At 65.9% G+C, this 21884-nt stretch carries 15 protein-coding genes; 7 read left to right on the top strand and 8 right to left on the bottom strand.

Annotated elements, in window-relative coordinates:
• Positions 1-54: 54 nt before the first annotated feature.
• On the bottom strand, positions 55-1635 hold the full coding sequence (guaA, locus tag ABC977_RS02675; RefSeq protein WP_369665688.1) for a glutamine-hydrolyzing GMP synthase: 1581 nt from the start codon (positions 1633-1635) through the stop codon (positions 55-57).
• Positions 1632-3098, bottom strand: a complete 1467-nt coding sequence (gene guaB, locus ABC977_RS02670; protein ID WP_369665687.1) for an IMP dehydrogenase — start codon at positions 3096-3098, stop codon at positions 1632-1634. Before guaB ends, guaA begins: the two co-directional genes overlap by 4 nt.
• Before the next feature lie 158 nt (positions 3099-3256).
• Between guaB and xseA the strand changes: the two genes are divergently transcribed.
• The 5 genes from xseA to ABC977_RS02645 all read left to right on the top strand — a co-directional run bounded on the left by xseA (position 3257) and on the right by ABC977_RS02645 (position 9296).
• Positions 3257-4687, top strand: coding sequence for an exodeoxyribonuclease VII large subunit (gene xseA / locus ABC977_RS02665; RefSeq protein ID WP_369665686.1), 1431 nt, complete (start codon positions 3257-3259; stop codon positions 4685-4687).
• A 125-nt stretch (positions 4688-4812) separates the two neighbouring features.
• Entirely contained in the window at positions 4813-5853 is a 1041-nt protein-coding gene (locus ABC977_RS02660; RefSeq protein WP_369665685.1) for a glycosyltransferase family 9 protein, read from the top strand.
• On the top strand, positions 5850-6962 hold the full coding sequence (locus tag ABC977_RS02655) for a glycosyltransferase family 4 protein (protein ID WP_369665684.1): 1113 nt from the start codon (positions 5850-5852) through the stop codon (positions 6960-6962). Before ABC977_RS02660 ends, ABC977_RS02655 begins: the two co-directional genes overlap by 4 nt.
• 15 nt (positions 6963-6977) lie before the next feature.
• A complete protein-coding gene (gene waaA / locus ABC977_RS02650) occupies positions 6978-8246 on the top strand; it encodes a lipid IV(A) 3-deoxy-D-manno-octulosonic acid transferase (RefSeq protein WP_369665683.1) in 1269 nt (422 codons plus the stop codon).
• Between the two features lie 195 nt (positions 8247-8441).
• The gene (locus ABC977_RS02645; RefSeq protein ID WP_369665682.1) at positions 8442-9296 is read left to right on the top strand and encodes a pentapeptide repeat-containing protein; all 855 of its coding nucleotides are present in this window, start codon (positions 8442-8444) and stop codon (positions 9294-9296) included.
• Here the strand turns inward: ABC977_RS02645 and sat are convergent.
• The gene (sat, locus tag ABC977_RS02640) at positions 9288-10484 is read right to left on the bottom strand and encodes a sulfate adenylyltransferase (protein ID WP_369665681.1); all 1197 of its coding nucleotides are present in this window, start codon (positions 10482-10484) and stop codon (positions 9288-9290) included. The genes ABC977_RS02645 and sat overlap by 9 nt on opposite strands.
• A 409-nt stretch (positions 10485-10893) precedes the next feature.
• Here sat and ABC977_RS02635 point away from each other — a divergent pair, with 409 nt between their 5' ends.
• Positions 10894-11112: a hypothetical protein gene (locus ABC977_RS02635; protein ID WP_369665680.1), complete on the top strand. Its 219-nt coding sequence runs from the start codon at positions 10894-10896 to the stop codon at positions 11110-11112.
• Positions 11113-11207: 95 nt separating this feature from the next.
• On the top strand, positions 11208-13499 hold the full coding sequence (locus tag ABC977_RS02630) for a DUF1631 domain-containing protein (RefSeq protein WP_369665679.1): 2292 nt from the start codon (positions 11208-11210) through the stop codon (positions 13497-13499).
• Positions 13500-13531: 32 nt separating this feature from the next.
• On the opposite strand, the gene ABC977_RS02625 is transcribed toward ABC977_RS02630, so the two are convergent.
• The 5 genes from ABC977_RS02625 to ABC977_RS02605 form a co-directional block, all read right to left on the bottom strand.
• Positions 13532-14542, bottom strand: coding sequence for a lysylphosphatidylglycerol synthase transmembrane domain-containing protein (locus ABC977_RS02625; RefSeq protein ID WP_369665678.1), 1011 nt, complete (start codon positions 14540-14542; stop codon positions 13532-13534).
• Complete coding sequence (locus ABC977_RS02620) at positions 14539-15456, bottom strand: lysophospholipid acyltransferase family protein (RefSeq protein ID WP_369665677.1); 918 nt, start codon at positions 15454-15456, stop codon at positions 14539-14541. The genes ABC977_RS02625 and ABC977_RS02620 overlap by 4 nt, the downstream gene beginning before the upstream one ends.
• The gene (locus ABC977_RS02615; RefSeq protein WP_369665676.1) at positions 15456-19160 is read right to left on the bottom strand and encodes a translocation/assembly module TamB domain-containing protein; all 3705 of its coding nucleotides are present in this window, start codon (positions 19158-19160) and stop codon (positions 15456-15458) included. The genes ABC977_RS02620 and ABC977_RS02615 overlap by 1 nt, the downstream gene beginning before the upstream one ends.
• Positions 19161-19261: 101 nt before the next feature.
• Complete coding sequence (locus ABC977_RS02610; protein ID WP_369665675.1) at positions 19262-21031, bottom strand: autotransporter assembly complex protein TamA; 1770 nt, start codon at positions 21029-21031, stop codon at positions 19262-19264.
• A 3-nt stretch (positions 21032-21034) separates the two neighbouring features.
• Positions 21035-21880, bottom strand: coding sequence for an ion transporter (locus tag ABC977_RS02605; protein WP_369665752.1), 846 nt, complete (start codon positions 21878-21880; stop codon positions 21035-21037).
• Positions 21881-21884: the final 4 nt, after the last annotated feature.

Genomic DNA, 21884 nt, shown 5'->3' with positions numbered 1-21884 from the left:
AAAACGTTACGACGATTTCTCGATAGCTGGCGATAGTGTTCGAAGGACGTAAATTCACTCCCACTCGATCGTCCCCGGCGGTTTGCCGGTGATGTCGTAGACGACGCGGGAGATGCCCTTGACCTCATTGACGATGCGCCGACAGACGAGATCGAGGAAATCGTAGGGCAGATGGGCCCAACGGGCGGTCATGAAATCGATCGTTTCGACGGCACGCAACGCGATCACGGGCTCGTACTGGCGGTTATCGCCAACCACGCCGACCGAGCGCACCGGCAAGTAGACGGCGAAGGCCTGCGAGACCTGATCGTACAGATCGGCGCGGCGCAATTCCTCGATGAAGATCTGGTCGGCTTGGCGCAGCGTGTCGGCGGCGGCCTTGGTCACCTCGCCGAGGATCCGCACACCGAGCCCGGGACCGGGAAACGGGTGGCGGTAGACCATCTCCGATGGCAGACCCAACTCGATGCCGATCTGGCGAACCTCGTCCTTGAAGAGATCGCGAAGTGGCTCGAGGAGCTTGAGGTTCATCTGTTCCGGCAACCCGGCGACATTGTGGTGGGACTTGATGACGCGCGCCTTGCCGGTCCTGGCGCCGGCCGATTCGATGACATCGGGGTAGATGGTCCCCTGGGCCAACCACTTGACGCCCTCGAGCTTGCTCGCTTCGTCGTCGAAGATGTCGATGAAGGTATTGCCGATGACCTTGCGTTTCTGCTCCGGATCCTCGACGCCATGCAGTCGCTCGAGAAAGCGGCGTTCGGCATCGACACGGATCACCCTGACGCCCATGTGACGCGCGAAGGTCCGCATCACCTGATCGGCCTCGTCGAGCCGCAACAGGCCGTTATCGACGAAGACGCAAACCAGTTGCGCGCCGATCGCTTTGTGCAACAACGCCGCGACCACGGCCGAATCGACCCCGCCGGACAAGCCGAGCAGAACCTGCTCGGCACCGACCGATTGCCGCACCTGCTCGAGGCGTTCGGCGATGATGTTGCCCGGCGTCCAGGCCCTCCCACAGCCGCAGATCTCGTGTACGAAACGGTCCAGGATTCGCTGCCCCTGACGAGTGTGGGTGACCTCGGGATGAAACTGGAGGCCATACAGACCCCGGGCCTCGTCCGCGATGCCGGCATAGGGCGCATTGTCGGTCTCGCCGATGACCTGAAACCCGGTCGGCAGATCCGTGACGCAATCGCCGTGGCTCATCCAGACGTCGAGCAATCCGTAGCCTTCCGGACTCGCGTGATCCTCGATGTCGCGCAACAGGCGCGAGTGGCCGCGGGCGCGGACCTGTGCGTACCCGTACTCCTTGTGGTCCGCGGCGCTCACCTGGCCACCGAGCTGAGCGGCCATCACCTGCATCCCATAGCACAGTCCGAGGACCGGTACCCCGAGGGAAAACACCTCGGGGTCGACCATCGGGGCGTCCTCTTCGCTCACCGAACGATGGCTGCCCGACAGAATCACCCCGCGGGGGGCAAAGCCGCGGATCGTTTCGGGGGCCAGATCGTGCGCGTGCAGCTCGCAGTAAACACCGGCCTCGCGGACACGGCGGGCAATCAGCTGGCTGTACTGGGATCCGAAATCGAGGATCAGGATCCGATCGGCATGGATATCGATGGAGCTCATGTCTCGATCCGGTAGTTTGGGGCTTCCTTCGTGATCTGCACGTCATGGACGTGCGATTCCCGGACACCGGCCGCGCTGATGCGCACGAACTCGGGTTTGGTCCGCATCTCGTCGATGTTAGCGCATCCCGTGTAACCCATGCTCGAGCGCAGACCACCTACGAGCTGATGGATGACATTGGTCACACTGCCCTTGTAGGCGACCCGCCCCTCGATGCCCTCTGGAACCAGCTTCTCCTTGTCGGCCTGCTCCTGGAAATAGCGGTCGCTCGACCCCTCCTGGGCGCCCATCGCGCCAAGCGACCCCATACCACGGTAGGATTTGTAGGACCGGCCCTGATAGATCTCGACCTCGCCAGGGGCCTCATCGGTCCCGGCGAAGAGCCCACCGATCATGACGCAGTGTGCGCCCGCCGCGATGACCTTCGCGACGTCGCCCGAATATCGGAGACCACCGTCGGCGATCACCGGCACGCCAGTACCCTGCAAGGCCTCGCTGACATTGGCCACGGCCGTGATCTGAGGCACGCCGACGCCGGCCACGATGCGCGTCGTGCAGATCGAGCCAGGCCCGATACCGACCTTGACCGCATCGGCCCCCGCGTCGACCAATGCACGGGCCGCCGCGGAGGTCGCGATATTGCCGCCGACCACCTCGACCTCCGGGAAATGCCGCTTGACCCAGGCGACGCGATCGAGCACACCCTGCGCGTGCCCATGCGCGGTATCGACGACCAGCACATCGACGCCCGCCTCGACCAGCGCCGCGACCCGCTCATCGGTGCCACGACCGACACCGACGGCGGCACCGACCCGGAGGCGCTCCTGGGCATCGCGCGACGCATTCGGAAAGTCCTTGGCCTTCTGGATGTCCTTGACCGTGATCAGTCCGCGCAATTCGAAGCGGTCATTGACCACCAGCAGCTTCTCGATCCGAAACCGGTGCAGCAAACCGAGCACTTCGTCGCGGCTGGCCCCTTCGCGCACCGTGACGAGGCGTTCGCGCGGCGTCATGACGCTGGTGACGGGTTCATCGAGGCGCGTCTCGAAACGCAGATCACGACCCGTAACGATCCCGACCAGCTGCCCTCCTTCGGTCACCGGCACCCCGGAGATGTTGTGCGCGCGCGTGATCTGCATCACCTCGCCGACGCTGACCCCAGGGTGAACCGTGACCGGATCGCGGATGATGCCGCTTTCGTACTTCTTGACGGCCAGGACCTCACGCGCCTGGCGTTCCGCGCTCATGTTCTTGTGGACGATGCCGATGCCGCCTTCCAGGGCGAGCGCGATCGCCAAGCGCGCTTCGGTGACCGTGTCCATCGCCGCTGAAACCAATGGGATCTTCAGCTCGATCGCGCGCGTCAGGCGCGTCGTCAGATCCGTGTCTTTCGGCAGAACCTGGGAATGGGCGGGGATCAGCAGGACATCATCGAAGGTCAGAGCTTCCTGGATCAGGCGCATAGCGGCCTCCAGTCGGAGGGAAAATAACCGTTAAATATAGTTCAGCATCGCGCAAAGATAAACCAAAAAGTGGAGCCCATCGCACCACCCCTCGCCGCGAGCGCCGCCACCCCCTATCATGCCGAGGCATGGACCCAGCCTCCACACCAGAACGCTCGATGCCTCGTCCCCTCGCCCACGACCCCAGCCTGGCGCCCACCCGCGACGTCTGGACCGTCTCCCGGCTGAACCGCGAAACCAAGGCGGTCCTCGAAGGGAGCTTTCCGTCGCTATGGCTGCAAGGAGAGCTTTCCAGCCTGGCACAGCCGGCTTCCGGGCATCTGTATTTCGTGCTCAAGGACGCCCACGCCCAGGTGCGCGCCGCGATGTTTCGGCCGAGGCGATTGTTGCTGCGATTTCGCCCAGCCAACGGGCAACAGGTGTTGATTCGGGCGCGCGTGACCCTGTACGACGCGCGTGGCGAGTTCCAACTGCTCGTCGAGCACATGGAACCGACCGGCGACGGGGCCTGGTGGCTCGAACTCGAGAGGTTGAAGCAGCGCCTCGCCGCCGACGGCCTGTTTCGCGAAGACGCCAAACGCCCGCTGCCGACCTTCCCACGCCAGATCGGGCTCATCACCTCGCCATCCGGGGCCGCGATTCGCGACCTCCTGACGGTGCTGGCGAGGCGCTTTCGCGCGCTGCCGGCCGTCATCTATCCGGTCCAGGTGCAGGGCGACGGCGCGGCCGAGTCGATCGTCAGGGCCTTGACCCTCGCCGCGACCCGAGGCGAATGCGACCTGTTGATCCTGGCCCGCGGCGGTGGCTCGGCCGAGGACCTGATGGCCTTCAACGACGAGCGGGTGGTCCGCGCGATCCGGTCGACACCGCAGCCCGTCGTCACCGGCATCGGGCATGAGATCGATGTCACCCTGGCCGATCTCGCGGCCGACCAGCGCGCGGCGACCCCTTCGGCCGCTGCCGAACTCGCCAGCCCGTCGGCACCCGACCTGATCCAGCGGATCGCGTTGTTGCGGCGGCGATTGCGCATCGCCGGTCGGCGCCGATGGGTGGAGGCGGGGCAGCGCCTCGCCGCATCGGCTCGGCATTTGCGACTGCTGCATCCCATGGCTCGCTTGCAGAGTCGGGCCCAGACCCTCGATGATCTCGAGCGCCGCCTGCAGATGGCGACCTGGTCACGGATCGACGAAGCTCGACGCCGGCTCGGTGGCGCCGCCGCGAGTCTCCAGGCCAAGCATCCCGGTCAGCGGCTGCGGGCTTTGGGATACCGCACCCAAAGCCTCCGGGGCCGGCTCGACCGGATCCCGGAGCGGATGATCAAGGCGCGCCAGACACGGGTCGCCGCGGCGGTCCGCGGCCTCGAGGCCTTGAGCCCCTTGGCGACCCTGGGTCGTGGTTTCGCGCTGGTCAGCCGAGTCTCGGACGGCCAGCTGATCCGCGCCAGCGAAGAGGCCGCGCCCGGCACCCATATCCGGATCCAGTTGGCCGTGGGCCGCCTCATCGCCCGAGTCGACGAGGTCGACGACTCATCGCAAGCCGGCGAGCCCGGCCGGCCCTCCGCCGCAATCGAATCGCACGGGGCGGCGTGACAGCGCGCGTCACGCCGCCACCGAAGGGCATCGCGCTATGTTAGGATTCAAGGCCATACGGCGATGACCGGTTCGGACGCGCCCGTTCAGGCCCAGGGACCCCAACCCGACCCCACCCAAGACCCGTGAAGATCCTCCTCGTACGCCTCTCGGCGATCGGCGACGTCCTGTTCGCAACGCCGTTGGTCGCGGCCGTCCGCCGCGCCTATCCGACGGCCGAGATCTCGTGGCTGGTCCAGCCCGAGTGCGCGCCCTTGATCGAGCATCATCCAGATCTGGACCGGGTCCTGATCTGGCCCAAGGGAGAGTGGCGGACGCTGTGGCAGACAGGCCGGCGTCGCGACCTGGCGCGCGCCATGCTGGACCTCCGGCGGCGGTTGCGCGCCTGCCGCTTCGATCTCGCACTCGACCTGCAGGGGCTCGCCAAGAGCGGTCTCTTGACCTGGCTGAGCGGAGCACCGGAACGCATCGGCCTCGGCTCGCGGGAGGCCAGTGGCTATCTGATGACACGCACGCTGCCACGCGCGGGTGACGAACGGCGCATCGGCTCCGAATACCGTTTCCTGGCCGAGCACCTGGGTCTGCCGACCGCCGATTTTGCGATGGCCCTGTACCTGACGGCGGCTGATCGCGCCTTCGCCGAGATCCAGATCACCCGCCACGAGCTGGCCGGCGGCCATGTGGCACTCTGCCCCTTCACGACCCGGCCGCAGAAACACTGGCAGGAATCTCGCTGGGCCGAGTTGGCCGACCGCTTGGCCGCCGAGCTCGACCTGCCGGCCGTGCTGCTCGGCGGCCCAAACGACCGCCCGGCCGCAGATCGGATCGGCCACATGACCAGCGGCCACCTCGTCGACCTGGTCGGCGCGACCGGTCTGCGCGAGGCCGCGGCGCTGATCGAACGCGCGGCGCTGGTCATCGGCGTCGACACCGGGCTCGCTCACATGGGTCTCGCCCTGCGCCGGCCGAGCTTGCTCTTGTTCGGCGCGACCCGCCCGTACCTCGATCCCGAACAGCCCGATGCCCGGATCTTGTATCGCGCGCTTGACTGCTCTCCGTGCCGCCGCGGCCCGACCTGCGACGGCCGTTTCCCCTGCATGCGATCGATCGAGGTGGGTGATTGCCTCGCCGCGGCCCGGGATCTCCTGCGGCGAGACGCGCGATGAAGGTCCTGCACGTCGAGACCGGACGGCACCTGTACGGCGGCGCCCAGCAGGTCGTCTACCTGCTGCGCGGACTCCAGTCGCGAGGCATCGCCAACATCCTCGCCTGCCCACGCGGCAGTGACATCGCGCGCGCCGCTCGGGACCTCGCCGAGGTCCGCGAGATGTGGGTCGGCGGCGATCTGGATCTGACCCTGGTCGCGCGCCTCGGGCGACTCATCGACCGCGTCCGGCCAGACCTGATTCATCTGCATAGCCGCAACGGCGCTGACCTGATGGGCGGTCTGGCCGGACGTTGGCGAGGATGCCCAGTGGTCCTGTCCCGCCGCGTCGACAATCCGGAGCCACGCTGGCTGGTGACCCGCAAATACCGTCTGTATGACCGGGTGGTGGCCATTTCCGACGCGATTGGCCAAGTCCTGCTGGCGGAGGGGTTGCCACCCGCGAAACTCCGCGTCGTACGCAGTGCCGTCGAGCTGTCGCCAGACCTACCGCAAGGCACACGGGCCGAGATTGCGGCGCGCCTCGGCCTCGATGAGCAAGCCTCGTGGCTTGGCGTCGTGGCGCAATTGATCCCGCGCAAGGGCCACCGCTACCTGATCGAGGCGCTGCCCGGGTTGCTCGCGGCCCACCCGAGGCTTCAGGTGGTCTTTTTCGGGCAAGGCGCCAGCGAGCGCCAGCTGCGCGAGCAGGTCGAGGCCGCGCGGCTCACCGCGCCGGTGCGCTTCGTCGGGTTTCGCGACGACCTCGCCGAGTGCCTCCCGTGGCTGGACCTGCTGGTTCATCCGGCAACGATGGAAGGGCTCGGTGTCGCGCTGTTGCAGACCGCCGCCGCCGGCGTACCGATCGTCGCCAGCCAGGTCGGCGGGATCCCGGAGGTGGTCCGCGATGGCCACAACGGCTTCCTCGTCCGGCCCGCCGACCCCGCGGCGCTGGGCGCCGCCTGTCGGCGGCTCCTCGATGATCCGGCTCTGCGCCGCCAGATGGGCCTGGCGGGTCGCGAGCTGATTCGCCGGCACTTCTCGACCGACCGCATGGTCGCGGGAAACCTGGCCGTCTACGAGGAGCTCGCGCCGAGGTCGGACGAAAACCCGACTGTGTCGGCTGGCTAAAGGATCACCCGTAACGTGGAAAGACTGTATAACCTGGCCCTCTGGTTGCTGACGCCGCTGGCCCTGGCCCGCCTGTTTTGGCGTAGCCGCCGAACGCCAGCCTACCGACAACGCTGGCTCGAACGACTCGCGGTGTATCGCGCCGCGCCGCCGCGGGCGCGGATATGGCTGCACGCGGTCTCGGTTGGCGAGGTCCAGGCGGCGCAGCCGCTGCTCAGACACTTGCTGGCCGACGAGACGCCCGGCCCACTCCTGGTCACGACGACGACGCCGACCGGTGCCGACCGATTGCGGTCGCTATTCTCTGGACAGGTACCTCATCTCTACACGCCTTTCGATCTGGTCCCGGTCGTCCGGCGTTTTCTCGATCTGGTCGAACCGCGCTTGGTGATCATCATGGAGACCGAGGTTTGGCCGAACCTGCTCAAGATCTGCGAACAGCGCGGGATACCGGTCATCTTGGCCAACGCCCGATTGTCCGAACGCTCGGCCCGGGGCTATGCGCGACTCGGGCCCTTCGCCCACGCGACCTTCGCTCGTTTCGCCTTCATCGCGGCGCAATCCGACGCCGACGCAGAAAGGCTCAGTGCACTCGGGGCGCGAGCGGGACGGATCATGACGACCGGAAGCCTCAAGTTCGATGTGCAGTGGCCGGCGAGCCTGCTCGAGCGCGCCGAGGTCATGCGCCGAGGCTGGGGCACCGAGCGCCCGGTGTGGGTCGCGGCCAGCACCCATGAAGGCGAAGAAGAGGAGATCCTCGCCGCACACGAGCGCATCCGGCGCTCGTGGGCCGACGCCCTGCTGGTCCTGGTCCCGCGCCATCCGGAGCGCTTCGACCGGGTCGCGCTGCTCGTCAGACGCGCTGGGCTGACCCTGGCTCGCCGGAGCCACGACACCGACCGCACGACGGACGCGGCGGTCTTCCTTGGTGATTCGATGGGGGAACTGCCGAGCTTCCTGGGCGCGGCGGACGTCGCCTTCATCGGCGGCAGCCTGGTCCCCGTTGGGGGACACAACCTGGTCGAAGCGGCTGCGCTCGGGGTGCCGATCCTGATCGGGCCACATGTGTTCAACTTCGCCTCGGTGACCGAGATCCTCGTCCGCGAGCAAGCCGCGGTCCAGGTCGCGGATGCGCGCGAACTAGCCGACCAAGTCTGCGCCTGGTTGGCCGATGCGGCCGAACGCGCCCGCATCGGGGACAACGGCCAACGGGTCGTCAACGCCAACCGGGGTGCCACGCAGAGGCTGATTCGGATCATCGACTCGGTCGCTCGCGAGACTTGACAACGGGGGACCGGCCCCCCTCTATACAAGACGCCCCGGTGCAGCGGAGCAACACGGCAAAGCCAGCATCGGACCCGAGACGCGACAACCAGTTGAAGGCCAATGGCCTGGCCGGGCATTGCGGTGACGACCCGCGACCGGTGTCCGTCACCCCGCGTGATCCAAGATATCCATAACAACGAAACGAGGGTGGACATGATCGAGATCCGACACAAGACGAGCGGCGAGGTCCTCGAACAGATCCCAGGGTCGACATTGGCCGGGGCCGATCTGCGCGACATGTGCCTCAACGAGGCCGATCTGCGGGGCGCCGACCTCAGCGGTGCCAATTTGGAGCTCAGCGACCTCGTCGGCGCCGACCTGCACGGCGCGCGACTCGTCGGCGCCGTGCTGACCGGCGCTCAGCTGAATCAAGCCGACCTGAGCGGTGCCGATTTGAGTCAGGCACGGTTCGGCTCCGAACTCGGCGCCCGGGCCGCGCAATTATCAGGCACCAATTTGACCGGGGCGAACCTCACAGGTGCCGACCTGCGGAATGCCGAGGTGCGCCATGCCAATCTGCAAGGCGCCGAGCTCAGCCACGCCGACCTGCGTGGAACCGATTTTCACGGCAGCGATCTATCCGGTGTCGTCGCGCGCCATGCCCTCTTCATCAGGGCGAACCTGCGCGAGACGAACCTGTGCGGGGCCGATCTGCGCGACTCTCACCTCAATGACGCGAACCTCGCGCTCGCCAGCTTGCACGCGGCCGACCTCTCGAGCACGCAGCACCACGGCTTCACGGTCATCAACCTCGCCAACCTCGAAGGGGCCGACCTGAGGGGCGCCAACCTGCGCCAGGTCATGGCGCAGGATGTCAATCTCCGCAACGCGAACCTGACCGACGTGGACCTGACGAATGCCGTATTGGGCGGCGCCATCCTGCGCCGCGCCGACGTGACCAACGCGAACTTCGCTGGCGTCGAGCTCGCGAGCGTGACGATGGAATTCGCCAACTTCTCGAAGGCGCGCAATGCGATCATCCCCGCCTACAAGAAGAACTTACGCTGACGAAGGCTGGTCGCGGTAATAGTCCATCAGGATCTGGGCGACCTCGGGGCGCGAGAATTCCGGGGGCGGGGCGATGCCCTGGCTCAACATCTCGCGGACCCGGGTCCCGGACAAGAGCACGAAGTCGTCCGGGACATGGTCCGGCGCCTCGCGCATCATGACGACTCGTTCCAGTTTCTTCGAGTAAGCCGTGTGATCGGCATTGAAGATCTCGATATCGAGCGCCCCTTCGGGCACGTCGTGCTCGAAGATCTCCTGGGCCTCGAACGGACCATAGTAATCACCGACGCCGGCATGGTCGCGACCGATGATGAAGTGGCTCGCCCCCATGTTCTGCCGGAAATAGGCGTGCAGCACGGCTTCGCGCGGACCGGCATAGAGCATGTCGAAACCGTAGCCGGTGACCATCGCGCTGTTCGGCGGAAAATAGAGCTCGACCATCTTGCGGATCGCCGCATCGCGGACCGGGGCCGGGATGTCCCCAGGCTTCAGACGACCGAGCAGCATGTGGATCACGAGACCATCGCACTTCAGTCGCGTCATCGCGATACGGCACAGCTCCTCATGCGCCAGATGCATCGGGTTGCGGGTCTGGAACGCGACGACGCGCGTCCAGCCCCGCTCGGCGATCTCATTGCGAATCTCGACGGCCGTTCGGAAGGTGTCGGGGAAATCCTGCTGAAAGTACGAGAAGTGGAGCACATCGATGGGGCCGGAGACGACAAAGCGGCCCTGAGAAAGAAAGGTCGCCACGCCGGGATGGGCGGGATCCTCGGTGCGATACACCGCCTGCGTCAGGCGTGACATCTGGTCGCTGGTGAGCTCCTCGATCGCGGCAATGTCCATGACAGCCAGGATCGGGTGGTCGGGCAGGTTCGGATCGCGCAGCGCGATCCGGCTCGCCCCGGCGATCGCCGAGGCATCCTCGAGCAGGCACAGAACCGGGACAGGAAAGAACAACCCATCCTGGGTCCGCATCGAATCGGCGACCCCAAGCGCATCCGCAACGCCCATGTAGCCAGACAGAGGAGAAAAATAGCCCCCACCAAGCATCACGGCGTTGGCCGCAGCCTGCGAGCTGACCACGACAGAGGGCAATCCCTTCGCTTCTTCGAGCAGCGCATGGTGCTGAGCGGGATCGTAGACGAAACGTGGCAGCAACACATCGGAACCGACTGGCTTGATCATGAGCATCCTCACCGGTGAGATCGGGTTTTGCATCAACGGGACCACGGCGCGCAAGGAGTGGTCAGCACACGCCCCGCATCGACTGCGACATTACCATGGGAAGACCCTCGCGAAACCCAGGATTCTATTTATAGGGATAGTGAATTCGGATACACTCGCCCCGACATCGCGGCCAGAATCGGGGCAAAAGCCGGCCGACAACCGCTGGGGAACCACCGAGGTGCTCGGCCCGGGCGGGGCGGGACGCCGCGCCGTTTTGGCCGCGCAAGCGACTGAAAAGGAAGGACCCGGGAGACAGGGTCTGGAGGATGGCCTGCCGAAGCTTCGTCAGGATGACCGACAGATCTGCGTCCCCCTGAGCCACCCGACGACCGTGCCCGCACGGCGCGGTTAGGTATTGAGGTGCGGCATGCCATATTATGTCTACAAGATCGACCCGCCGGCGACGCTGAGCCATTTGGGTACCCAGGACGACTATCAGGCGGCTCGGGAACAGGTCCGTGGGCTGAGAGCGACGCTTGGCACCGACGATCAGTCCCATTACCGAATGATCTTCGCCAACCATCAAGCCGAAGCCGAACGTTTGCTCTCCTTGCCACGCGACGACCGCATCATCGGCGAGGATTGACGGCCGCTCGATCAGGCCGTCAGCGGATCCCAACGCATCGCGAGACAGGCCCCAAGGACGTTGACACCATCGATTCCGACCGCGCGAAGAACCCTATGTTCGAGTCCAAGAAACCACCATTCGGCAATCGGACACGCCATGGACCTGTCGTCGAGACCTGTCGGGACATGGTGCTGAGGTCGCTGGACATCCAATTCCGCGAGATGTTCAGCCAGGTCGGGCCGGTGCTGATGGATTTTGCCGAACGGGCCGAGAATGACGAGCTGCAGGGGCGCTTCTTCGAGGCCTTGGGTCTGCTGCGGAATCGCCGCGCCGATATTGAACACACCTTTCGCCTGGAGCTCAACCAGGGATTCGACCAATTCTTGCGTTACGGGCGCCTCCCGAACGAGGACGTCTCGGCGGCCTCGGCCGACGGCATCGAGCTGTCCCTCGTCGCGCCGGAGGACATGGAAGAATCGGTCGCCTGCGAAAACCTGATCCAGCGGGCCAACGCGAATTATTTTCCCGACCTCTATGCGCTTGCTCAGCGCTTGTCGGTCGTCAACGGCGGCCACAAGCTCAAGGACTCCCAAATTCCGGCCAGCCCTCACCATTTGGTCTGGTCCTTTCGGCATGCCATCGACAGCCTCGACATCGAAGCCAAGATCAAGATCGTACTCTACGCCTTGTTCGATCGCTTCGTCGTCCGGCACCTCGGCGAGGTCTACGATGGATTCAACGAGCAGTTGAAGGATGCCGGCATCCTGCCGAATCTGAAGGCGGTCGCGGTCCGGTCGCCCGGCGGGCAGGGCACGACCACCCGGTCGGCCCGCGACAAGGTCAAGGGCAGCGAGCCCTCCAAGGGTGACGAGAAGTCAACCGAGCCGGGTGGTCCACCGTCGCTGGCCACGGAGCTGTTCGACTCGATCCTGGGGCTGATGGCTGGTCGGCGGCCCGGCGGTCAGACCGCCGACGCGGGCGCGCGAGCGCTGAACACGCCGACCAGCCCAGAGCTGCTCAACGCGATCAACCTGGTTCAATCGAGCACCCGGTCGTCGGTGGTGGCCAGCGGTGGCAGCGTCGCCGCGACGATCCCAACGGTCGAGATCGATGCGGCATTCCTCGAGCGGGTCAAGGACACGCTGACTCAGGAACGCCGCCAGGTCGTCGAGCAGGTCGGCGCAGAAAACCTGTCGCCGGTCGATGCCGACTTGATCGACCTGATCGGCATGCTGTTCGAGTACATGCTCAATGATCCGGTCCTGCCGAACTCGGCCAAGGCGCTGCTCAGTCACCTGCATACGCCGTACCTGAAGGTCGCGATGGTCGATCGTCGGCTCTTGGTCGACACCCAGCATCCGGCGCGGCGACTGCTCGATCAGATGATCGAGGCCGGCAGTCTATGGGTCGAAGAAGGCAACCCGAACCGCGGGATCTTCCCCGCCATGCAAAAGACCGTGGACCGGGTGCTGCTCGAGTTCACCGACAATATCGAACTGTTCAACGAACTGCTCGAGTTCTTCGAGGAGGCCATGCAGGAGCAACGCCGCCGGATCGAGACCATGGAACAACGCAGTCAGGAAACGGCAAGGGGCCGGGAGCGCTTGCAACTGGCGCGACAGCAGGCGGTCGAGGAGATCCGAACCCTGTGCAGTGCTCACCCGGTGCCGCGGGTGGTGGGCAACTTCCTCGGCAAGGTCTGGACCGACCATCTGGTTTTTATCCTGCTGCGCGAGCCTCAGCCTGGCGACGCCTGGCACAAGGCCGTGGCGACAGCGAAGGAGCTCGTGGCCATGTTCGATCCGCGGGACCCGAAGCCAGCCGATCGAAGACAGCCTGAGCATATTCGCGCGCTGCGCGGAACCATCGTCGAACAGACGCAAGGTACCGACGATGTCAATCGCGCGGCCTTGAACGCGCTACTTGCGCTGCTCGACCAACCCCCGGAGACCTGGAACCGCTCCGAGATGATCGCGGCCGGTCAGGTCGAGTCGTCGAAAGCCACCGACCGCGAAGCCAGCAACGAGGTCGGCCTGCCTCCAAGCCGGGCCTTGGCCGAAGACGAAAACGACGAGGAAGGGTTGTCGAGCGAAGAAAAGGAGATCGTCGAGCGCTTGCGCAAGATGCGGTTTGGGACCTGGTTCGAATTGACACCGGAAGCCGATGGCAAGACACGGCGGATCAAGCTGTCCTGGATGAGCCCGTTGACCTCGACCTGCATGTTCGTCGATCGTTCCGGCATGCAGGCCGAGATCAAATCCCTGCGCGAACTGGCCCAAGAGATCCTCGCCGGCCGGGCCAAGATCATCCCGCCGCCGAAGCACCCGTTCATCGACCGCGCCCTCGTCTCGATCCGCAAGATGCTCCAAGCCGGTGACAGGGGCAAGACCGATACGGCGACCTGAGGCACGCTGCCGTGCCCATCAGCCCGGCGAGCTCAGTCATCGCTGCGGTCGCCTGATGTCGCCGGAGGCCTCGGCAACAGCGGGGCCAACGCGAAAAGGAGCAGGGTCACGCCCAGCAGGAACAGATGCAGATTGACCGCGCCGGCCAGGGCGACCGCTGGGTCGACACCAAGCGGGATCAGAGCGGCCACCGTGGCCAACTCGTAACTACCGGCACCCGCCACGCCGTGAAACGGCAGCACGCTCGAAAGTTCGGCCCCCATGACGCCCACCAATAGGCGCCAGAAGTCGGCGGGCACGAAGTAGCCCAGCAGCGTCGCAAAGGCCGCGAATTTCAGCAGCCAGATCAAGACCGTCCAGACGTAGAGCCGCGCGATCAACGCGTGATCGGCCGGCGCGGCCGCTACCACCGCCAGCACGAGCCGCCTCCAGCGACGGCCTTCTTCGGTGCCTTGTCGCGCCGTGGCCGCCGCCTGACCAACCACGACGAACAGGGCCAAGGCACCCAGCCACAAGAGGCCGGAGACCGGCCACCACCAGGCCGGTTCGCGAAGATAGAGGACGACGAGCGCCATCAACCCGAACAGGTGGAGGTCCAGCAGCCTGATCCAGAGCAACATGGCCGTCGAACCCAGCCAAGGGTGGCCGAAATACCGATACATCAACCACGGGAACACGAGTTCCCCGGTGCGCATCGGCATCAGATTGTTGGCTGTGTTATGGAGTATCGTCAACCGCACCAAGGGTACGAAACGGCCGACGAGTCGCGGCCGGCAGTAATCGTAGACACGTGCCGCGCGCAACAGGTAGCTGGCCGCCGCCAGTCCGATCACGGTGATCAGCAGGCCCGTCGAGATATCCTGCCAGGGGGCCAGGAGGCTCTGCCACCCGACGAAATGATGGACAACGAGTACCAGCCCCACCAGCAACAGGGCGCCCAAGATCCAATCGCGCATTCGGCCGACGTTCGGCAGACCACGCATGGCCGGCTCGCGCACGACCGGACGACCACCCTTCGCGTCGGAACCCGCGGGCTTCTTCATCGACGTCCGCCGCGAGGGTAGACGGGCGCCTCCCCCGGCGGCCGGGTCTTGAACCGTCGGTGCACCCAAAAGTACTGCTCCGGCATGGTTGCAATGCGGGCTTCGATGACTTGGTTCATGCGAGTCGTGTCTCGCACCGGATCCCCGGTCGGAAAGTCCTCGAGCGGCGCATCGAAGATCAGATCCAACCCGCGGCCCCACGGCCGAAACCGCATGATGGTCGGGATCACGACGGCGTCGGTCAGGGCCGCGAACCGCCCCAGCATCGGCACCGTCGAAGCCGGAACACCACAGAAGGGGACGAACAGACCACGACGGCCGGCGTCCTGATCGGGCAGGTAGAAGAATGGGGTTCCGCGGCGCATCACACCGATGAGCGCGCGCAGAGGCGCGTGCCGTTCGATCGAGATCGCACCGAAGCGGGTTCGCGCTTGCCTGACCTGCCACTCGAGAACCGGATTGCGGATCCGCTGATACATGTAAACACCAGGATGGCACAACGCCGTAAAGGCCGCCCCACCGAGCTCGAGACCGACGAAATGCGGCACTAGGATGATGACCGGTCTTCCCGCATTCACGCAGGCATCGATGCGATCACGATGGTGGATTCGCACCAATCGCGCAAGTCGCGCCCGCGACGCGCCCCAACCCAATCCCTGGCTCAGGGCCGCGACCCCAAGCCAGCCGAAATGCTGACGCAAACGGCGCCGCCGCTCGGTGCGCGAGGCGGATCGCAGGCACAGTTCGAGATTGCGCTCCGCGATCCGGCGCCGCGATCCGGCCAACAGGTAACCGAGCCGTCCGAACCCTTGGCCCAGGAGCCAGAGCAACGGAAACGGCAAACGTCCCACTGCGCGCAGGACACCGACGAGGATCCAGCTCGGCCAGTGCCGCGGGTGTAGCAGCCCATCCATCAGCGTTCGAATTTCAGAAAGATGTCACCGCCTTGGGCCGACCCGGTCTCGGTCTGAATCTCGACGTTTCGCATCAGTTCGTACCGCAATCGCACCCTGTCGGCATCGTCATCGAGACTGGTCACATATTCCATGAACAGCCTCGGTGCGATATAGGTGCCGACCGCCAGCGAGCGATCGTCTTGATCGCTGTCGCCACGCGGCGGGATCCCGGTCACCAGGAAGTTCGTGATCTCGGCCTGCGTCATACCCGGATCCGATTCGGAAAAGAAGGTCAGGCGCGGTTCGCGAAGCGTGCCCAGCACCTGCACGCCGGCGGTCAAGTCGCCTCCCTCGCGAGTCGCCTGCAATAACAGGCCGGGGTTGGCCAGCGGGGTATCGGCAAAGACCAGCCGGCCCTGCTCGATGATCAGCGGGCGACCGATGGTCGCAAGCAAACCGGAACCGATCCCGAAACCAGACCCGAGGCCAGCCCCGATGCGATAACGACCATCGATGATCTGCAACTGGCCGTCACCACGCAGAAAATCGCGCGCCGGGTCCTGCCGCACGCGCAGATCGCCGCGGAGCAGCCCACCAACGCCAAAGGCATCGATCCTGACATCTTGACCAAGGATCAGGCGAAGATCCACGGTGACCGGCAACGGGTCGGCCCGTTCTTGGTGCTTCATCACCACGTCGGGAGACGGCGTCACGGTTCCTTCGGGCAAGGTCCGCGGCCGAATCTCGGCGTCGGGTATCCGAATCTCACCGGCGACCTTTACGCCCTCGGGTCCGAACCCGAGGTCCAGATCGGGCGAGATGCGCACGCGATACTCCGGGGTATCGGCGACGCGCAGGTTGGTGCCCGACAGCTGAGCCGCGGCAAACCAGCCGTCGGCCCGCCGCAACGCCTCTCCACTGAGGTCCAGGCGGCGCCCACCGACCCCCGCTTGACCCTGATACTGGAACCGATTGCGGGCCGTTGCGTCGGCCGCCAGATCGAGATCCCGAACGACGAGGCCGATCATCGGCACATCGAAACCGGCGCCGGCCAACCGTACGCTGCCGAGCAGACCGGGATCCGACAAGGTGCCGGACAGGGTCAGATCGGAGTCGATCCGTCCGCGGAGTTGACTCAAATCCGGGATCAGCCGGCCGAACCAGCCGAGGTCATGGACCCCGACCTGCACACGCCCGCGCAGCGGCTGGTCGGGCCGCGCCGGGGCGTCCGGACGCCAACCCGCGAGCGTCACATCCGCCTCCAGCGCGCCGAGCCCCGTCAGGGGTACCACCGTTCGCGCGATCAAACCGTCATTGCCGAGCGTCAGATCGACGCGCGCCCCAGACAGGTCCAGGGGCTGATCGGCCATGGGCCCATCGGCCCATTGAAGACGCCCGAGCGGCAACGCCAGATTCGCGCTTCCGCCTAGGCGGTCGCCGACCGCTTCGAACCGACCTCGCAGTTGGAGCTGACCGGTCGCCGCCAGCGGAATCGGCCACGGATCGCCGAGTTCCTCGAGGACCAGGCGATCGACATCGAATGCGAGCGCCCAGCGATCAGCAGCCGCTCGAGAGAATTCGATACAGCCGGTGCCCGCCCCACCGCGACCGACACACAGAGGCCCGACTTCGAGGGTCGGCGGCGCAACGCGAAACGGACCAGGCCGAGTCAAGCGCCATTCTCCGAGGTCTGGGCTCGCGAAGCCGAGACCCGTCAGCCGTCCAGCATAGCTCCGATCGGCTGCCAACCCTCCGGTGAACGCGGCGTCGATCCCAAGCCGTGGCCCCTCCGACGCGAAGGTGAGACGGTGATCGGCCATCATACCGTCACCTTTCAGGTCCAAGCGCTCCCAGTCGAGACCACCGACGACCACCCCGGTACCCGACAGATCGAGCCGGAGCGGGGCCGACGGAGCTAGCCCGAACCTCGCCTCGCCAGCCAGTCGCCGAATGGACTGATCGAGCACTTCGACCTCGTCGAGCTCGAACCGCAGCTCGACCTCGGGCGCCTCAGCTGTGCCTCGCAGCCGACCGGCGGCTTGGAGACGACCGATGGCAGCGGGCCACAGGTTCGACAGGTCCGGCGAATCCAATTCGACGTCCATTTCGAGGGCGTCGCCGATATGGCCATCGGCGCGCAGGACACTGGAACCCGAGGTCACGACGACACGCTCGATGTCAGAGCGTCCCCGATGCCACCCGAGACGACCCCGCGCCGCGACGGGATACCCGCGCAAGACACCGGAGAGGTCCCGCACGAGGACCTCGAGATCCGGGCCTTCGTCCGTCAGAGACCCGTGCGTGACCAGCTGGCCACCGATCCGCCCGGACCAATCCGGCCACTGACCACCGGGGTTCAGGTCCTCCGCGACAAGGTCGATCTGCCAGCGCCATTGCGGTGTCCATTGCAGGGTCCCATGCGCACCGACACGGCCAGTCAGGGTAGCGGCTTCCAACGCCTCTATCTGCGTTCCTTGCGGATCGCCAGTGCCGGTCAGATCCAACGTGACGGCCGGCCAACCGTCACCGGCGAGCTCACCGCTCAGGCGGTACCGGAGGTCCGCCAGCGACCCGGTCGCCTCGAAACGCCCCACTGGCGACCGGATGACGGCCTCTTCGATCAAGGGCCATCGCCATCCCGACCAGGACCCTGCAAGCTCGACAGCGAGCGGCGCCGCCGCGAGATCGAGGTGCCCCGAGACGCTCAGGCGGGCCTCCGTGTCCCGCTCCGTCAGCGACAAGTCTTCAATGACCATTCGTCCATTGTGCAACGCCAAGTCCAGATGGGCCTGGTACCGCCCCCAATCAGGGCGGTCTGGGACCGCCGCATCGAGCGCCGCAGCCAGTGTCGCCGCGTCGAGAGCTCCGCGTGACCCCACCCGCCCGGCCAGTTCGAGCGATGGAAGCGCCGGATCGAACATGGGCAGATCGACACCCTGCACGACCAGATCCGCTTCCCACCGGGGCCGTTCGAGAGGATGCTCGACACTAGCCTCCAGAACCGCCCGAACGGCACCGGTCAAACTGTGGACCAATACCAGTCGGTCCGCGAGATCGCCATCGACGTGAGCACTGCCGACGAGCGGCGGAAGGGGCGGCTTTCCGGCCGGCTCATCGGTCGCCCACTCCAAGGCCAACGACAAGGGCCAGACCCCGGCCATCTCGACCTGTCCGGCCGCACGCGCCCGCAGCCCGAGGCCAGGGTGGCGCACCCGCAGATGTTCGAGCGCCACGCCGCGGCCATGCCAACGCCCGGCCAACAGGACGTCCTCGGCCTCGAACAACCTCGATTCCTGCCCGTCCGCTCGGCGCAGGAGACCCAAGCGCGCGACCCCGGCCTCGACGACGACGAGGCCGATCGGGATCGCCAAACTGGGCAAACCGGCCGCTGCGCGTGGCGCATCGTCCGGATCAGGACCGGAATCGATCAGGATCACCTGCAACGCATCGACGGCCAGGCGCTCGACCCTGAGGGTGCCGAGCAAGGCACCGAGCGGACGCCAGTCCAACTCCAATCGATCGATACGCACCTCGAACGCCGGATGCCGGACCTCGACGCCGGTCAAGCTGAGCCCATCGAGCAGACGACCCTCGGCCTGCTCCACCTGGATGAGGTCCGGAGCCCATTCGGCCATCGCGGCGAGGACCACGCGCAGACCCGTATGCGTCGACACCAGCCATACCAGGCACAGCAGCCCGGCAACGCCCAACCCCCCAAACAAGGTCGCGGCGCCACGCCAACCCCGATACCATGGCGATGGTCGACATCTCGCTCCGCCGCCCGTCGGCCGCCCTCCGGCGGCTGTCATTTGGGTGTCATCGCTCATAGATCGGGACCGATGATCAGATGCAGACGAGCCGGTGGCAGCCCACCGTCATCGCGGTCATCCTTGGTCAGACCGAAGGCGATGTCGGCACGGACTTGCCCGATCGGCGACTGCCAACGCAACCCAGCCCCGACGCTCTGGTTCCACTGCTGATCGTAGTCGGGGTCGAAGGCGTTGCCGAAATCCGTGAACAGGGCCGCACTCCACGGCCCCTGGATCCGGCGTTCCAGCTCCAGGCTGCCAACAGCCATGTAGCGCCCACCGATGACCCGACCACCTTGGACCTCGGTCGGACCCAACGCATCCAAACCCCAACCACGAATACTGCTGTCGCCGCCCGCGTAGAACCGGCGGCTCGCCGGCAAGTCCTCGAGGCTGTCGGCGAGCGTCGCGCCGAGATCGGTGCGGGCGATCAATCGGTAATCGTCGGCAAAGCCACGGATCCATTTGATCTGCGCCGTCGCACTGACGTAAGGGGCCTGCGATGCGAGCAGTGTGTAACGGAGGCGATGGCCGCGGGTGGTGTAGATGGGGTCATCACTGACCGTCTTGGCCCAGGAGATGTTCGGGATCAGCTCCAGTACCGTTTCCCGGCGTCCGCCGTCTAGGACATAGTCCTCTTGCCGGAAATCCACGCCGGCGGTGCGCCGCCACCCACTGGGCGTCACGATCGAGTGGGCCGCTTGGAGACGCAGCAGATCACCTTTGCGGCTCGCGGTATCGTACGACTCGAACGCGGGCCTGATCGAGATGAAATCGCGGACCGGGTCGCCGATCGGGATCCGATAATCGGCACTGAAGCGTTGCAGACTCGGGGCGAGGCTCATCTCGGTCGACAGCCGATGTCCGTGCCGCCCGAGGTAGCGGCGTCGCCACTCGAAGCTCGCGCGCGGCCCGACGTCCGTGGCATACCCCAGACCGACCCGATACTGGTTGGCCTTGTTGCGATGGGCGACCACCTCGATCGGTACGGTCTGCGGATCGGGGCCTTCGCCGTCGAGCGGCACGATCTCGACCCGCTCGAAATACTGTGTACCCAGCAATCGGCCCTGGAGACCCAGCAGCCGATCGGCGTTGTAGACTTCGCCCGGGCGGATGGTCACGAATCGGTCGAGAAAGGCCTCATCAAGCAGATCCTGGCGAAAACTGACCTCTCCGAAATGGTAGCGCGGCCCGGTATCGAGCTCGAAATCGACCAGCGCCTCATAGGCGACCGGATCGATCAAGACCTGATGCGCCACCAGACGATGGTCGCGATAGCCTTCTCGCGCGGCGATCCGGCGCAAGCCTTCCCTGGCGCGCTCGTATTCGCTGTGGAGCAGGACGTCGCCGACCGCGAGCGGGAAAACGCGTGGAAAGGCCGGGTCGTCGGCGCCGGCACCCGTCACCTGATAACGGACCGACCCGATCCGGATACGGGGCCCCGGCACCACGCGATAGGTCGCGACCCAAGTCCCGGCCTCGTTGACGGGCGCCGTCAGATTCGCGTCGACCTCGACGCGGTAGTAGCCGAACGGAGACAAAGCGAACTCGATCTGGTCGGGCGCTCGGCGATGCAGTACCTGGATCCGCGCCGCGGTCAGGTCGTCGTCCTGACGCTCCTGATAGATCGCCAACAGCGCCAGCACGTTGGCCAACGGCGCCCCCTCGAGGCCATCGACCCGCACATCGAGCCGCTCCGCCGTGGCCGGTGCCGCGGCCACCAGACACATGGCCATCAGGCAGCCCAGAACACCCCGCTCGAGCCATTGCGGGTGCTGCCTCATAGCTCAGAGCGACCCATCCGACGGCAGATCGCTCGGGCGCCGCGCCGCGAGCAGCTCACGCAGCGCGCGCACCTCATCGCGCACGGCCCGCAACTCGGCCTCCATCTGCGTGGTGTCGCGCTGCACGACCCGTTCCAGCTCGGCCAGCTCACGCTCCTGCCCAGCCTCGTGCAGCGCTTGCATCGTATTCACGATGATGCCGATGAAGAGATTCAACATCGTGAAGGTCGCGACCAGGATGAAGGGCACGAAGAACAGCCAAGCGTAAGGAAACTCGGCCATGACCGGGCGGACGATGCCCATCGACCAGCTCTCGAGGGTCATGATCTGGAACAGCGTGTACATCGAGGCCCACACGCTGCCGAACCATTCCGGGAAGCGCGCCCCGAAGAGGCCGGTCGCCACGACGCTGAAGACGTAAAACAGGATCAGCATCAGCACGGCGATCCATGCGATACCGGGGATCGCCCGCAGCAAGGCCTCGACGACGAAACGCAGCTGGGGCACCGTCGACATCAGACGCAGCACGCGCAAGACCCGCAGCACCCGGAGGACCGCCAACGGGCCGCTGGCCGGGATCAACGCGATCGCGACGACGAGGAAATCGAAGACGTTCCAGCCGGAACGGAAGAAGGCCGGTCCTCGGGCATAGAGTTTGAGCCCGATCTCGACGACGAACACGGCCAGGATCAGGCGATCGAGAGGCACCAACCAGGAGCCCCACTGCGCCATGACCGCGGGCGAGGTCTCCAACCCCAACACGATCGCATTGATCAGGATCAGCGCGATGATGACGCGCTGTATCCGGTCCGACTCGATCCATTCACCAATACGCTGACGGCTCTGCACGATC

Origin of the sequence: Thioalkalicoccus limnaeus (assembly GCF_041197575.1) — a bacterium.
Taxonomy (GTDB): Bacteria; Pseudomonadota; Gammaproteobacteria; order Chromatiales; family Chromatiaceae; genus Thioalkalicoccus; species Thioalkalicoccus limnaeus.
This window is presented reverse-complemented; position numbering and strand designations above follow the sequence as displayed.